Consider the following 12,934-nt stretch of genomic DNA (forward strand, 5'->3'; position numbering starts at 1 on the left):
GGGCAAGGCCGGGGGCAAAAGCGGAAGGCATCCGGCCACCAGGTCCGGTTGCAATGGCCGCGCCATCTCGTCCTGCCCGATCCCCCGTCAGCGTTGCCGCGGGATCAGCGGCAGCAGCAGGTAGGACTCCTGGCCCTCGCCGGTGGCGATGGTGTTGACGCCGCCATAGACCACATCATCGCGATCGGCGTGCAGGAAGGGGCCCGAGCCGTGGAACGGACCGTCGAGGCCCGGCTGCGCCCAGTCCGAGCCTTGTACCGTCAGCGCGAGCCGGAAATCCTTCGGTACCACGATGCTGGTCGCCCAGATCTCCACGTCGACCTCATAGAGCCGGCCCGGCACCATCGCCTCGCTGGCGAGGTGCGCGTGATAAGGCCGGTATTCGGTCGAGTGCGCCGGATCGAGTGCGCGATGCGACACGCGCAGCCAGCCCTGCGACACCGGCGCATGCGGCTCGGACGCCCCGTCGAACGTGACGTCGCGGCCCTCGGGGTCGAGCAGGCGCAGCGTCGCGAAGATGTCCATGTCGGCCGTCGAAGAACGCACCCACAGTTTCAGCTTCACCGGGCCGGTGAACTCGGCCTCCTCGCTGAATGGCGCCGTCCTGAAAGTCTGGGCGCCGCTCATGGCCGGATAGGAACGTTCGGCGGCGGGGGCGCCGCTGCGGCCGGGGGCGAGGCTGGTGTCCTCGGCGTTGAGGTAGAAGCGCTGCCACTGCGTGCCTGGCAGCGGCCACTCGGTTTCGCTGCGCCAGGCAATCGAATCCGGACGCCGGATGGCGAGCTGGATCGGCGGCTCGTCATCCCAGCCGTTCTTCTCCCCTTTCAGGAAGAAATCGAAGAAGCGCTTCTGCAGCGCGACCGACTCCGGCGCGTAGAACGGCGCATGATGATCACCGGTATGGATGCGCAGCCACTTCTGCCGGCTGCCGGCGGCGAGATAGCCTTCGATGTTGCCGCGCCCATGCAGGCCCTGGCCGCCCCAGTTGCCGACCGACAGCAGGGGCACCTGGATGCGGGCGCCGATCGGGGTGCGCTCGCGGTAGAAAGCCGTGTCGAAGGGCTGCCGGCGGTGCGCCTCGGTCGGCGCGATGCGGTTGGCTTCGAGCACGTGCTGCGGCAAGGGCTCGCCCGTGGTCTTCTGGCCGGAGATTGCGTCGACATACGGTGTCTCGCCGTTGCCGTGCTGGTTGAGCAGGATCTGGCGGGCAAACCAGATCTTCTGGAACTCCGTGCTGGCGATGCCGCCGTGATAGGCGATGTCGCGATAGTGGTCGAAGGCGCCTTCCCACGGGACGATGGCCGCGAGCCCTTCGGGCTGGCGCGCGGCGACCTGCCATTGGTTGATCGCGTAGTAGGAGATGCCGAGCAGGCCGATCTTGCCGCTGCTCCAGGGCTGGCGCGATGCCCAGGTGATCAGCGTGGCGTAGTCCTCGGTCTGCCGCGGCGAGAAGGGATCGAGCATGCCGGGCGAGGCATTGCTGCCGCGCGAGTCGGCGTGAACGACCACGTAGCCGTCCGCCACCCAGTGCTCCGGATCCGGCGCTTCCCAGCGGATGAAGCGGCAGGACGAGGTCTTGCAGAGTTCCGGGTTCCCGGCGACAAGCTTGTTCCAGGCGTCCTGGTAGGCGGGCGCGTCGGCGTCCCTGGTGTCCTTGCCGTAGGGCCCGTGCAGCATCACGACCGGAAAGCGGCCGGCTTGGTCGGGGCGGTAGACATTGGCCCGCAGCGTCAGTCCATCGCTCATGGGCACTTCCACATTGCGCTCGAAGATCATCCCGGGCACGCCGGTCTCCACGTGCTGCGCAAGGCTCGATTCGGTCATGGTGAAAATCAATCCGGTTGTCAGAAAGTTGGCGAGGTGCAAATATCCGCGTACCACTGTGGTTTCCTCCTGGCCCATCGGATCGCCGGCATGGCAGGCATCTGCCGGTTTCCGTGATCCGTCGGGCTTGCAGGGGAGGCGGTGCGTCAAATCATAGGCGGCGGTACAGGGCGCGGAAACTCGCATTCGCCGTCGCGGACAGGAAAGGCATCATGCTGAAGAAGGTCCCGAAACAGGCACGTTCGGAGCACATGGTCGCGTGCATCCTCGCGGGGGCAACTCGCGTTCTGGACGCGGTCCCGCTGGCCGAAGCGACCACCAACCACATTGCCGAGGTGGCGGGTGTCAGCATCGGCTCGCTCTACCAGTACTTCGGCAGCAAGGAGGCCATCGCGCATTGCCTGCTGCACCAGCATCTCGAGCAGACGGTCGGCCTCTTGCGTGAGATCCGCATCGCCTCGCGCGGCTGCCCGGTCGAGGAACGCATGCGCCTGTCCTTTCTCGAAGTGCTGCGTGATCACCGCAGCCATCCCATGCTGCATCTCAACCTGACCGCCGTGACGCAGCGGGAGGATTTCCCGCCGTCACAACTGAAGCAGGTTGTCGGCCGGATGATCGACGAAATCGCGCTGGGACTGGCGGAGGAGCACCCCGAGGCCGATCCCGACGAGATCAGGGTCTGTGCGACCCTGCGGCACCAGAGTTCGATGCTGCTCGCCCACGCGGCGCTCGATCGCCGGAGGTTCGGCCAGGATAGCGTCGTGATGGATTACTTCGACACGCTGAGCGCGGCGCAGCTGTCGTTGCTCGACCGCCGGCCGGTCCGGCGTGCCCCGCAACCTTCGTAATCGCTTTCCGGGCAGTTCCATCGCGGCGCCGCTCCACAACCGCCCGCGGCCCCGGGCGGGGCCTTGGGCGGGACGGCTGGGTTCAAGCGGTGGTTCAAGCGGTGAGGCGCTCCGCCAGGGCAAGCCGGTAGGCGGCCCAGCTGAAGATCGCCCACACCATCGCGAGCAGGCAGAGCCAGTGGTAAGACGCGGCCGGGCCGGCGCCCGCGGCCATCTCCCCGTCCGGCAGTGCGCAGGCCTGGAGCCCGAGGCTCAGTGCCAGGCCCAGCGCCGCGCCGGCGCTGGCAGCATGCGCGAGCCGGCGGCGCTGCAGGCGCGCATCGCCGTGGGGCGGGTGGCTGGCCAGCAGCCGGAAGGCGAGGGCGAGTCCGGCGCACAGGCCGGCCAGCGCGCACAGCATGGCGGCGGCCGGGTTGCCGAGGGCCATGACGAAGAGTCCGGCGCCTTCCAGCGAAGCCAGGACGCAGAGGGACAGCCAGATCTGTTGGGATGACAACGGTATTTCCTCCAATGTGTCGGATGACGCCTAGTCCGGGGTGCCCGACACCGGGGACCCGGCCGGGGTAGGGCGGGCTCAGCAATGTCCGACCCTCCAGCCACGTGAAGCCGCATCGGACCACCCAGGCACCATCATCCTTCTCGAACATTTCGAGACGATGGCCAAGGCAGTCGGTCCGCCGCAGCCGATCGAGCGCGGCGGCATCCAGGGTGCCGAGGTTGCGGGCCAGCCAGTGCGGATAGGTCCGCCCATGAACCGGATAGAGCCGCTCCTGCGCGAGCAGGGCCGCCAGCAACAGCGTGGACACGCCGATGCCGGCCGCGAGCGCGCCCAGCAAGGCGCAGCGACCCGCGCCGGGCGCAGAAGTCGGGGCCGAATCGCAGGCCTGCCATGGCACAAAGCAGAAGCAGTGATGGCGCGAGCGACTCGATCATCCGAGCCAGCCTCGCCATCGGGGCGCGCAAGCCGTGCCGGGCGCGGTCATTCGCGTGCGCGTTTCTCCACGTTGTTGGCCTGGGCCGCGCCGGCTCGCGCGGTGAATCGCCGCACGGTGATTCGGTGCATTCTGCTACGGTGCCCGGCGGCAAGTGCGCGCCAGTTTAGCGGTGGCTCGGTGCCAAATGCGTGAGCGGAGAGAAAAGCAGTCTTTTCCTGGGGGTGGTGCGTAAGCTGCTGAACGGCGGGGAGGGAATCAGGCGGGGAATCGCTGCCGCGCCCGGGACGGCGCGGGCCGGTGCCATGCCGTCGCCGCACCACCGGCCAGCGGGGCGCGGTGGATGCGCGGCAGGCGCCTCAGAAGGTACCGGCCAGTTCCCGCGCCGCATCCTGCAGCCGCGGCACGAACTGCAGCGAGCGCGACAGCGGCGAGCGGGCGGTGGGGGCATGCACGGCCAGGGCCGCCACCACATGGCCGGCGGTGTCGTGCACCGGCACGGCGACGCAGGAGATGCCGGCCACGAACTCTTCGTTGTCGACGCCCATCTGCTTGTGCGCCGAGCGGTCCAGTTCGGCCTCCAGCAGCTCGACGTCGGTGATGGTGTTGGGCGTGAAGCGCTCCAGCCGCAGCTGGCGCACCAGCGCGGCGCGCTGCTCGCGCGGCAGCAGCGACAGCAGCAGCTTGCCGCTGGCCGAGCAGTGCAGCGGCACGCGCGAGCCGGGCTTGAGGTCCAGGCGCAGCGGCCACGGCGCCTCCATGCGGTCCAGGTAGAGCACCTCGGTCTCGTTGAGCATGGTCAGGTTGACGGTCTCGCCGATGTCCGCCACCAGGCGGGCCAGGATGGCGTGGCGCAACTGCCGCGTGCCGGAGTGCGTGACGATGGCGACGCCCAGGCGCGCCAGGCGCGGGCCGACCGCGTAGGCATTGCGCGCGCCGGGCTCGCGGATCACCAGGCCGCCAGCCTCCAGCGCGCCCAGCATGCGGTGCAGCGAGGCCTTGGGCGCGTCGAAGCCCTGCATGATCTCGGCCAGCGTCAGCGGCCGGTCGGCGGCGACCAGGAATTCGAGCAGGGAGAAGGCGCGCAGCGTCGGCGTGTCGGCGCGCTCGCCGGCGGCGTCGCTTTCGGGCGTGGGCGTGGGCGGTGCGGTGCGCAGGGGCGTGCGCGCGGTGGCGGGCGCGGACGCCTTGGCGGCGGGCTTGGTGCCGCCCGTCCTGGACTTGGTGCGGGCAGCCGTGGCGGTTTTCAATCCAACCTCCGTTCCGGAAAACGAGACGGATAGATTGTACTTCTGCCCGGCGGCAGGTGCAGCCGCAGGCCTTCGCTCAGGGAGGGGCCCGCCAGGGAGGTGCCGCGCTCAGCTTTCGTCGCCGGGCTCCCCGGCAGCGCCGCGGCGCTGGGCGAGAAAGGCCCCGATCAGGCCGATCGCCTGGCGGCACTGGGCGGCGTCGAAGGCGTGGATGCTGCCGGAAGTGTCCGCCAGGCCGAGCTGGGCGGCCAGCCAGCGGATGCCCTTGGCGCGCGCCTCGAAGGCGCGGCAGCCGTCGCGCCGCATCTTGGCCGCCACCAGCGGCTCCAGCGCCTGGTGCAGCTCGGACTTGGCCTGGCGCAGTTCGGCATTGGCCAGGCGGCCGAGCGGGACGTGGCGCTTGCTGCGTGGATAGGTGCCGATCCAGGCTTCGCAGGGGGTGCACACCCACAGTGGGCCGTGGTCGTCACGGTAGGGGTAGGCGGATTCGCCGGGCTGCATGAGCACGGCTTTGGCGCCGCAGAAATCGCAGACGGGCTGCGGTGGCGCAGGAATCGGGCGGCCGACACGCATGGCTGGGAAGGGCGGGAGGGAAAGCGCCCAATCGTAGCATGCGCGGCGGGCCTGCCCGGGAGGCGCGGGCAGGCGCGGCAGCCGTGGAGACTAGTCGAGCGCGCGTCCCGCCTGCTCCTCGGAGCGCGTGACCGCCCACAAGGCGAGCACGCCCAGGGCCATCACGTACCACGCCGGCGCCAGCCGCGAGCCGGTGAGCTCGATCAGCCAGGTCGAGAGGAACTGCGCGAAGCCGCCAAAGATCGACACGCCGATGCCGTAGACGATCGACAGCCCGGTGGCGCGCACGGCGCGCGGGAAGACCTCCGTGATCATCGTCACCGTACTGACGGAGATGAACACCGTCGGTACCACCAGGATCGCGGCCACGGCCAGCAGGCGGCCGATGCCCGGTGCCGCCGACAGCCAGCCGAAGGCGGGCAGGATGGCCACCAGCAGCAGCACGCGGGCGACGTTGGCGACGCGCTTGCGGCCCCAGGTGTCGCTCGCCATGCCGGCGGCGGCCGCCAGCACCATCTGCAGGGCGCCGGCCAGCAGGGAGGCCCACAGTCCGGTCGAGAATGGCAGCTTGAGCACGCCGACCGCGTAGTTGGTCAGGTAGTGCAGCGCGATGTAGTTGGAGGAGGTCGCGCCCGCGGTCATCAGCACGCCCAGCACGACCTTGCGGCGGTGGTCGCGCAGCACGGCCATGACGGGGGTGCCGGCGGCCTTGCCGCCGCGCACGTCGGCCCGGGCATGGGTCTCGTCGAGATGGCGCCGCACGTAGGTGCCGAGCGGGATCAGCGCCAGGCCGATCAGGAAGGGGATGCGCCAGCCCCAGGCCTCCAGTTGCGCCGGGCTCAGGGCTGCGCTCAGGCCCAGCCCGACCAGCGAGCCGAGCAGGGTGCTGAGCGCCTGGCTGAACAACTGCCAGCTGGCGAAGAAGCCGCGGTTGCGCGGGCCGGCATACTCCAGCAGCATCGAGGTGGAGGCCCCGACCTCGCCGCCGACGGCGAAGCCCTGGATCAAGCGGCCGAGCACCAGCAGGCAAGGCGCCAGCGGCCCCGCCTGCGCATAGGTCGGCACCACCACGAAGACCGCCGAGCCGGCGGCCATCAGCCAGAGCGTCAGGCTCATGGCTGCCTTGCGGCCGGCGCGGTCGGCGTAGCTGCCGATCACGATGCCGCCGAGCGGGCGCACCACGAAGCCGATGCCGAAGGTGGCCAGCGACAGCAGCAGCTGGGTCATCGGCGAGCTGGCCGGAAAGAACTGCTTGCCGAGGATCGTGGCGAAGTAGGTGTAGATGGCGAAGTCGAAGAATTCGAGGCCGTTGCCGATGGTGATGGCGGCGATCTTCCTGGGCAGGCTGGCCTGGCCGCCGGCCGCGGCGGCGGCCCGCGGCGGCACCGCAGGGGCGTGCTCGGCACTCATGCGGCGCCCTCCTCGCGGGCCTGGCCGTTCACCGGCAGGAAACGCTCGACGAGGCGGGTCCAGTAAGCGGCGCCGATCGGCAGGATGGCATCGTTGAAGTCGTAATGGGGATTGTGGACGCTGCAGCCGAGCTCGCCGTCGCCGTTACCGATGATGAAATAGCTGCCCGGGCACTGTTCGAGCATGAAGGAAAAGTCCTCGCTGCCGGTCAGGGGCTCGAAGTCCTCGACCAGCCCGTCCGCGCCGAGCCATTCCCGCGCGACCTCGCGCGCGAAGCGTGTCATGGCCTCGTCGTTGACGAGGGCAGGGTAGCGCCAGCGGTAGTCGATGTCGACGCGGGCGCCGAACACGGCGGCCTGCGCCTGCACCAGCGCCTCGATGCGCTCGCGCAGCTGCAGGCGGACTTCCGGCTGGTGCGCGCGCACCGACAGGCGCAGCTCGACCGAGTCCGGGATCACGTTGGGCGCATCGCCGCCGTGGATGGCGCCGACGGTGACCACGGCCATGCGGCGCGGGTCGACGTTGCGGGAGACGATGGTCTGCAGCGCGACCACGATATGGGCGGCAACCACCACCGGGTCGATGGTGCCGTGCGGCATCGAGCCATGCCCGCCGCGTCCGTGCACGGTCAGCACGACGGTATCGGACGACGCCATGGCCGGGCCGGCGCGGAAGCCCAGCTTGCCGACCGGGAAGCCCGGCATATTGTGGAAGGCGAACACTGCGTCGCAGGGGAAGCGCTCGAACAGGCCGTCCTCGATCATCTTGCGCGCGCCGGCCAGGCCTTCCTCGGCCGGCTGGAAGATCAGGTGCACGGTACCGTCGAAGCGGCGCGTCGCGGCCAGGTGCTTGGCGGCTGCCAGCAGGGTGGCGGTGTGGCCGTCGTGTCCGCAGGCGTGCATCTTGCCGGCGATGGTGCTGGCATAGGGTTTGCCGGACGCCTCGTGGATCGGCAGTGCATCCATGTCGGCACGCAGCCCGAGTGCGCGCGTGCCGCTGCCGGCGCGCAGCGTGCCCACCAGGCCCGTGCCGCCGAGGCCGCGCGTCACCGTGTAGCCCCAGCCGCTGAGGCATTCGGCCACCAGGTCGCTGGTGGCGAATTCTTCGTAGGCCAGTTCGGGATGGGCGTGGATGCGGTGGCGCAGCGCGCGCATCTCGGCTTCGCTGTCGCGGATCGCTTGCGGAATATCGGGTGCGGTGGTCGGCATGGTCGTCGGGAAGCGGGTGGGGTGGCAGAAGGGGGAGAAGGGGGCGGCAGCACGCGCCGGCCATATCGGCGATGGCGGCGCACCGGGTGCCGTGCCGCTATACCTGCTGCGCATGGTAGCCAAGCCGTCGGCGCGGAAAAAGGTCGTGGGAGCGCTCGCCGTCAACCGTTGATTGACACCATTGGGCGGGGCCAGGATGATCTTTCCGGTGCGCGCGGCTGCGGCGCGCCGTCGGAGCGCGGCGTGCCGCAGCGAACGAAGCCGCATCCGCGCCAGGCCGGCGCACAGTCAGTAAGCGGAGAGCGTGCGATGACGATCCACTGGAAACTGCATCAACTCGAGTGCCTGGTGGCCGTGGTGGACCACGGCGGCGTGCGCAAGGCGGCCCTGTCGCTGGGCCGCTCGGCGGCGGCGGTCAGCAAGTCCATGCGGGAACTCGAACAGCAGGTGGGTACGGCACTGACCGAGCGCCACGCGCAGGCCCTGGCGCCGACCGAAGCGGGCGCCACGCTGCTGGCGCATGCGCGGCTGGTGCTGGGGCAGTTGCAGCGCGCCGGCGAGGAGATGCTCCAGCGGGGCAGCAAGACCGGCGGTGAGGTGCGCATGGCTGTCACCCCCTGGTTGCTGCAGAGTGTGCTGCCGGCCACGATCCGCGAGTACCGCGCCTTGCGCCCGGACGTGCAGTTGTACATCGCCGAGCACCTGGGCGACGAATACCCGGACGTGCGCAGCGGCGCCCTCCATTTCGCCCTCGGGCCGCCGCCGGACGCCTCGCAGGCGGGCGTGCTGGAGACGCGCCGGCTGTTCCGCTACACCTACGCGGTGGTCGGGCGCCTCGGGCACCCGGCCGCCGGCGTGCGCCGGCTGGCCGACCTGAAGGACTACGACTGGCTGGTCAGCCGCCCGGTCGAACACCTGTCGCCGGTATTGCGCGAGTTTTTCGCGACGGTTCGCCGCGGCAAGGTGCAGCGCCTGCACGTCGCCCGTTCGGTGCAGGCCGCGCTGGCCATCGTGCGCGACACCGATATGCTGACCTTCGTGCCGTGGCCGCTCGTCGAGACGACGGAGATGCGCGATCGTGTGACGACATTGCACCTGGACGGCGAGACTCTTGGCGAGAGCGCGACCTGCCTGGTGACGCGCAGCTTCGAACCGATGCCCGGCGCCGTCATTGCCTTCCTCGACTGCCTGTTCCGCACCACGCGCGAGCACGCCCGTTCCACCGACACGGGCATGCGGCGCATCTTCAGCATGGTGGACGTCTGCTGATGGCCGGCGGGGCCGGAATCGGGGGATCCGGATCGAAGCGTGGACGGCGGCCTGCTACGGCCCGGTGTCGCCGGGCCGCTGCTGGCATCCGGCGAGCGAGGACGGCGAGATCGTCTCGCCGCAGAGAAGCCGGGGATCGATCGGGAAGAGGCTCAGAAGTGCCGGTGGATAGGCGGCCGGGTCGATGACGACCAGCGTGCCATGCGTGGCCGCGCTGAAGACCTGGCCAAGGCCGAGCGCGCTATGCGCGTCGAGGCCGCACACGTAGTAATAGGTCCGCCCGTCCCACTCGATCCAGCCTGCGCGATACGGCTCGGAAAGCGTGGTGATTGCAACTGAAACGTATTCTCGATAGCAGGCGATGGCTAAGCGAAGCCAGGCCAGGTGGACGGTATAGAGGTCTGAGGCAGGGTGAGGAAGCTCGGACGTATTGTCTTGCACAGGAGTATTGTTTCTTTTGTTTCTCTTGAAAGACAATGGCAAGCATAACAGCTATCCGGGCACGTCTGTGAGATTCGGCGGCGCGCTTGTTTTCTCTTTTCTTGTCTCCTCTTTTGTCTCCTCTTTCATGGCGCGCCGGGTATTCGCTGTCCTGGCCGGGGAAGGGGAGCCTCCCCGGCCAGGCCCATGCCCGGCGCTCGGCACGGCGGCTGACGCGGCGTGCTAGCGCCCGCGGAAGTCCGGCTTCCGTTTTTCCGCGAAGGCCTTGACGCCTTCCCGGTAGTCCTCGCTGGCGGCCAGCGCGGTGAGATGTCCCATCTGCGGGTAGGCCAGTTCGGCGGGCGATTTCGGCAAGGTCTCCTGCGCCGAGCGCTTGATCGTCTGCAGCACCAGCGGCGCATAGCCGGCCAGCCGCTCGGCGATCTCGAGCGCGCGCTCGCGGTGCCGGCCCGCCTCCGTCACCTGGTTGACCAGGCCGACCTCATAGGCGCGCCGCGCGCCCAGCGGGTCGCCCAGCATCAGGAATTCCATGGCGATCTTGTGCGGGATGCGCGCCACCAGGCTGGCGGTGATGCCGCCGAACAGGCCCAGCCTGGCTTCGGGAAACAGGAACTGCGCCGTCTCGTCGACCACGCACAGGTCGCTCATCATGGTCAGCGTGAAGCCCGCGCCCACCGCCCATCCGGATACCGCGCTGATCAGGGGCTTGTCGAGCTTGACGCCGACATTGGGCACGCCTTTCCAGGCTTCCTTGGAGGCGTCCTGCACATCCACCCCGGCGCAGAAATGGTCGCCGTCGGCGCTGAGCACGGCAACGCGCTCGTCGCTGCTGGCGAAGCGCTGCCAGGCTTCGTGCAGCAGGGCGGTCATCTCGGCGTTGATGGCATTGCGCCGCTCACTGCGGCGCAGGGTGATCAAGGCCAGATGCCCGCATCGTTCGTAAGTGACCAGGCTCATTGCTCCTCCTTCCAGACGGCGCGTGCGTCCGCTACCAGGATCGTGTCGCCGTGGACCATGACCGGATTGGCCTCGCATTCCGCCAGGCGTTCGCCCAGGTGGGCGGCAAGCTGTCCCATCCGGTGGATGAGTTCGACGATGCCGTCCACCCGAGCCGGCGGCCGCCCGCGGTATCCGTTCAGCAGCGGATACTGGCGCAGTGCCGACAGCGCCCGCGCGATGGCCGGGCGCGACGCCGTGGCGGGCAGCAGGGCGGTGTCGCGCTGCAGTTCGACCAGCGTGCCGCCGAAGCCGAACGTCAGCATCGCGCCGAACTGGGTATCCCAGTGGGTGCCGACCAGCAACTCGGCGTCGGCGCGCGCCATCCGCTGCAGCAGGCAGCCCTCGAACACCGCCCCGGGAACCTTGCCCGCCGCCGCCCGCAGGTCGGCGAAGCGGCTGGCCACCATCGCCTCGTCGGCGATGTCGAGGGCCACGCCGCCGATATCGCTCTTGTGGCTGATCTGCGGCGATACGACCTTCATCGCCAGGGGGAAACCGAGCCGGCGCGCCAGCTCGACGGCCTCCCCGGCGGATGCGGCGACCTCGCCGCCGGTGGTGGCGATGCCGGCCGCGCACAGCAGCTGCTTGGCCTGGTGCTCGGGCACGAGCCCGGCGCGCAGTTGGCGGCAGGCCGCGTCGACCTCGGCCCGGGAGAACGGCGGCTGCGCCGCCGGCGTTTCGTCCGTGCCGGCAGCGCGGGCATCGGCGAGGCGGTTGACGAGGAAGCGGGTGGCCTCCTTGACGGAAGCGAAGTGGGGCAGGCCGGCCTCCCGCAGCCTGGCCACGGCGGCATCGCCGCAACTGCTGGCGGCGTTGACGAACAGCAGCGGCTTGCCGGCGTCGCGCTGGCAGGCAATCACGGTCTCGGCCGCGCCGACCATGTCGGGCTGCGTGGTCATGACGAACAGGCCCGCGCCGACATGGTCGTCCGCCATCATCGTGGCCAATACCCGCTTCAGCCAGTCGGGCCGCCGGAGGCGGTCGGCGGCAGGAACCGAGCCGAGGTCGAAGGGTAGGTGGGCGGAGGCCGCCGGCATCAGCGCGGCCAGCGCCTGCACCGTGGCGCCGGACAAGGTGGCGGCGCGCAGGCCGGCCTCGTCGACCAGGTCGGATGCCACCGCGCCGCCGCCGCCGGAGCCGGAGAAGACCGCGACGCCCCGCTTCGCGGGAGCGGGCAGGCTGGCCCAGGCCGCGGCCTGCACCACCAGTTCGAGCGGATCGTCGACGATGACCGCGCCGGCGTGGCGCACGCATGCCTCGAAGGTGCGGTAGGCACCCGCCATGCTGGCGGTATGCGATTGCACCGCGCGCTGGCCGGAATCGGTACGCCCCGCCTTGGTCAGCAGCACCGGCTTGCCGGCGGCCCGCGCGCGGCGCAGCAGGTCCAGGAAGCGCAGCGGATCCTTCAGCCCCTCGACATAGAGGGAGATGACGCGGGTGTGCGCATCCGCGATGGCGTATTCGAGGAAATCGCAGATCTCCAGGTCGGCCTGGTTGCCGAGCGAGACGCAGAAGCTGAAGCCGGCGCCCAGGTCGTAGGCGCGCGCCAGCATGGTGCCGGCCAGCGCGCCGCTCTGGCTGACCAGCGCGATGCTGCCCGCGGGCAGGCTTGCATTGCGCATCAGCGCCTGCGAGTTCAACAGGCAGAGCGAGGCATGGCTGCTGAAGTAGCCCATGCAGTTGGGGCCGATGATGCGCGTGCCGGCCGCGCGGGCGATCGCCACCACCTGCTCCTGCAGGGCACGGCCCTGCTCGCCGGCCTCGGCGAACTGCGAGGTGACCATCAGCACGGCCTTGACCCCGGCGCCGGCGCAGTCCCGGATCGCGTCGAGCACGCGCTCGTTGGGCACCGCCACCAGCGCCATGTCGACCGGGGCGGCGATAGCGCGCACGCTGGCGAAGGCCGGCAGGCCCTGGACCTCCTGGCTTTTGGGATTGACGGGGTAGATCTGCCCGCCGTAGTGGAATTTCCGCAGCAGGGCGAGCATGCTGCCGCCCCATTTCTGCAATTCGTCGGAGGCGCCGACGATTGCCACCGCGCGCGGGTTGAGGATGGTTGCGATCGTATCCAGGCTCATGTCGGCGTGTTCCTCATGGTGTCGTTGGCATATGTCGTTGGCACATGCGGTACCGCCTGGGCCGTCGCCGGAGGCCGCGGCGGAGCGTGGTTGAGCCCGAGT

At 69.9% G+C, this 12,934-nt stretch carries 11 protein-coding genes; 2 read left to right on the plus strand and 9 right to left on the minus strand.

Features of this window, described 5'->3' with window-relative positions; all coding sequences use genetic code 11:
* Positions 1 to 87 precede the first annotated feature (87 nt).
* A complete protein-coding gene (locus tag BKK81_RS25845) occupies positions 88 to 1,824 on the minus strand; it encodes a CocE/NonD family hydrolase (protein WP_231908082.1) in 1,737 nt (578 codons plus the stop codon).
* A 212-nt stretch (positions 1,825 to 2,036) separates the two neighbouring features.
* Here BKK81_RS25845 and BKK81_RS25850 point away from each other — a divergent pair, with 212 nt between their 5' ends.
* Positions 2,037 to 2,672, plus strand: a complete 636-nt coding sequence (locus BKK81_RS25850; protein ID WP_071018869.1) for a TetR/AcrR family transcriptional regulator — start codon at positions 2,037 to 2,039, stop codon at positions 2,670 to 2,672.
* A 94-nt stretch (positions 2,673 to 2,766) separates the two neighbouring features.
* On the opposite strand, the gene BKK81_RS25855 is transcribed toward BKK81_RS25850, so the two are convergent.
* From BKK81_RS25855 to BKK81_RS25875, 5 genes are all read right to left on the minus strand, one after another.
* Positions 2,767 to 3,168: a hypothetical protein gene (locus BKK81_RS25855; RefSeq protein WP_071018871.1), complete on the minus strand. Its 402-nt coding sequence runs from the start codon at positions 3,166 to 3,168 to the stop codon at positions 2,767 to 2,769.
* A 795-nt stretch (positions 3,169 to 3,963) separates the two neighbouring features.
* Positions 3,964 to 4,761 carry an IclR family transcriptional regulator gene (locus BKK81_RS25860; protein ID WP_071022342.1) on the minus strand — a complete coding sequence of 266 codons (798 nt, stop codon included), beginning with the start codon at positions 4,759 to 4,761 and terminating at the stop codon, positions 3,964 to 3,966.
* 201 nt (positions 4,762 to 4,962) lie between these two features.
* Positions 4,963 to 5,427 (minus strand): zinc-finger-containing protein, encoded by a 465-nt coding sequence (locus BKK81_RS25865; RefSeq protein ID WP_071018873.1) that lies wholly within the window; start codon positions 5,425 to 5,427, stop codon positions 4,963 to 4,965.
* Positions 5,428 to 5,517: 90 nt separating this feature from the next.
* Entirely contained in the window at positions 5,518 to 6,837 is a 1,320-nt protein-coding gene (locus tag BKK81_RS25870; protein ID WP_071018875.1) for an MFS transporter, read from the minus strand.
* Complete coding sequence (locus BKK81_RS25875; protein WP_071018877.1) at positions 6,834 to 8,045, minus strand: M20 aminoacylase family protein; 1,212 nt, start codon at positions 8,043 to 8,045, stop codon at positions 6,834 to 6,836. Before BKK81_RS25875 ends, BKK81_RS25870 begins: the two co-directional genes overlap by 4 nt.
* A gap of 309 nt (positions 8,046 to 8,354) precedes the next feature.
* Between BKK81_RS25875 and BKK81_RS25880 the strand changes: the two genes are divergently transcribed.
* A complete protein-coding gene (locus BKK81_RS25880) occupies positions 8,355 to 9,314 on the plus strand; it encodes a LysR family transcriptional regulator (protein ID WP_071018879.1) in 960 nt (319 codons plus the stop codon).
* A 54-nt stretch (positions 9,315 to 9,368) separates the two neighbouring features.
* Here the strand turns inward: BKK81_RS25880 and BKK81_RS25885 are convergent, their stop codons facing one another.
* The 3 genes from BKK81_RS25885 to BKK81_RS25895 all read right to left on the minus strand — a co-directional run bounded on the left by BKK81_RS25885 (position 9,369) and on the right by BKK81_RS25895 (position 12,832).
* Entirely contained in the window at positions 9,369 to 9,755 is a 387-nt protein-coding gene (locus tag BKK81_RS25885; protein WP_071018881.1) for a hypothetical protein, read from the minus strand.
* 222 nt (positions 9,756 to 9,977) lie between these two features.
* Positions 9,978 to 10,712: an enoyl-CoA hydratase/isomerase family protein gene (locus BKK81_RS25890; protein WP_071018883.1), complete on the minus strand. Its 735-nt coding sequence runs from the start codon at positions 10,710 to 10,712 to the stop codon at positions 9,978 to 9,980.
* Positions 10,709 to 12,832 (minus strand): acetate--CoA ligase family protein, encoded by a 2,124-nt coding sequence (locus tag BKK81_RS25895; RefSeq protein WP_071018884.1) that lies wholly within the window; start codon positions 12,830 to 12,832, stop codon positions 10,709 to 10,711. Before BKK81_RS25895 ends, BKK81_RS25890 begins: the two co-directional genes overlap by 4 nt.
* Positions 12,833 to 12,934 lie beyond the last annotated feature (102 nt).

Origin of the sequence: Cupriavidus sp. USMAHM13, from assembly GCF_001854285.1 — a bacterium.
Lineage (GTDB): Bacteria > Pseudomonadota > Gammaproteobacteria > Burkholderiales > Burkholderiaceae > Cupriavidus > Cupriavidus malaysiensis.

Bases quoted from the DNA above. Each gene is read 5' to 3' on its own strand.
- BKK81_RS25875 (WP_071018877.1), bottom strand. From the start codon at position 8,045: ATGCCGACCACCGCACCCGATATTCCGCAAGCGATCCGCGACAGCGAA.
- BKK81_RS25865 (WP_071018873.1), bottom strand. From the start codon at position 5,427: ATGCGTGTCGGCCGCCCGATTCCTGCGCCACCGCAGCCCGTCTGCGAT.
- BKK81_RS25880 (WP_071018879.1), top strand. From the start codon at position 8,355: ATGACGATCCACTGGAAACTGCATCAACTCGAGTGCCTGGTGGCCGTG.
- BKK81_RS25890 (WP_071018883.1), bottom strand. From the start codon at position 10,712: ATGAGCCTGGTCACTTACGAACGATGCGGGCATCTGGCCTTGATCACC.
- BKK81_RS25895 (WP_071018884.1), bottom strand. From the start codon at position 12,832: ATGAGCCTGGATACGATCGCAACCATCCTCAACCCGCGCGCGGTGGCA.
- BKK81_RS25850 (WP_071018869.1), top strand. From the start codon at position 2,037: ATGCTGAAGAAGGTCCCGAAACAGGCACGTTCGGAGCACATGGTCGCG.
- BKK81_RS25845 (WP_231908082.1), bottom strand. From the start codon at position 1,824: ATGACCGAATCGAGCCTTGCGCAGCACGTGGAGACCGGCGTGCCCGGG.
- BKK81_RS25870 (WP_071018875.1), bottom strand. From the start codon at position 6,837: ATGAGTGCCGAGCACGCCCCTGCGGTGCCGCCGCGGGCCGCCGCCGCG.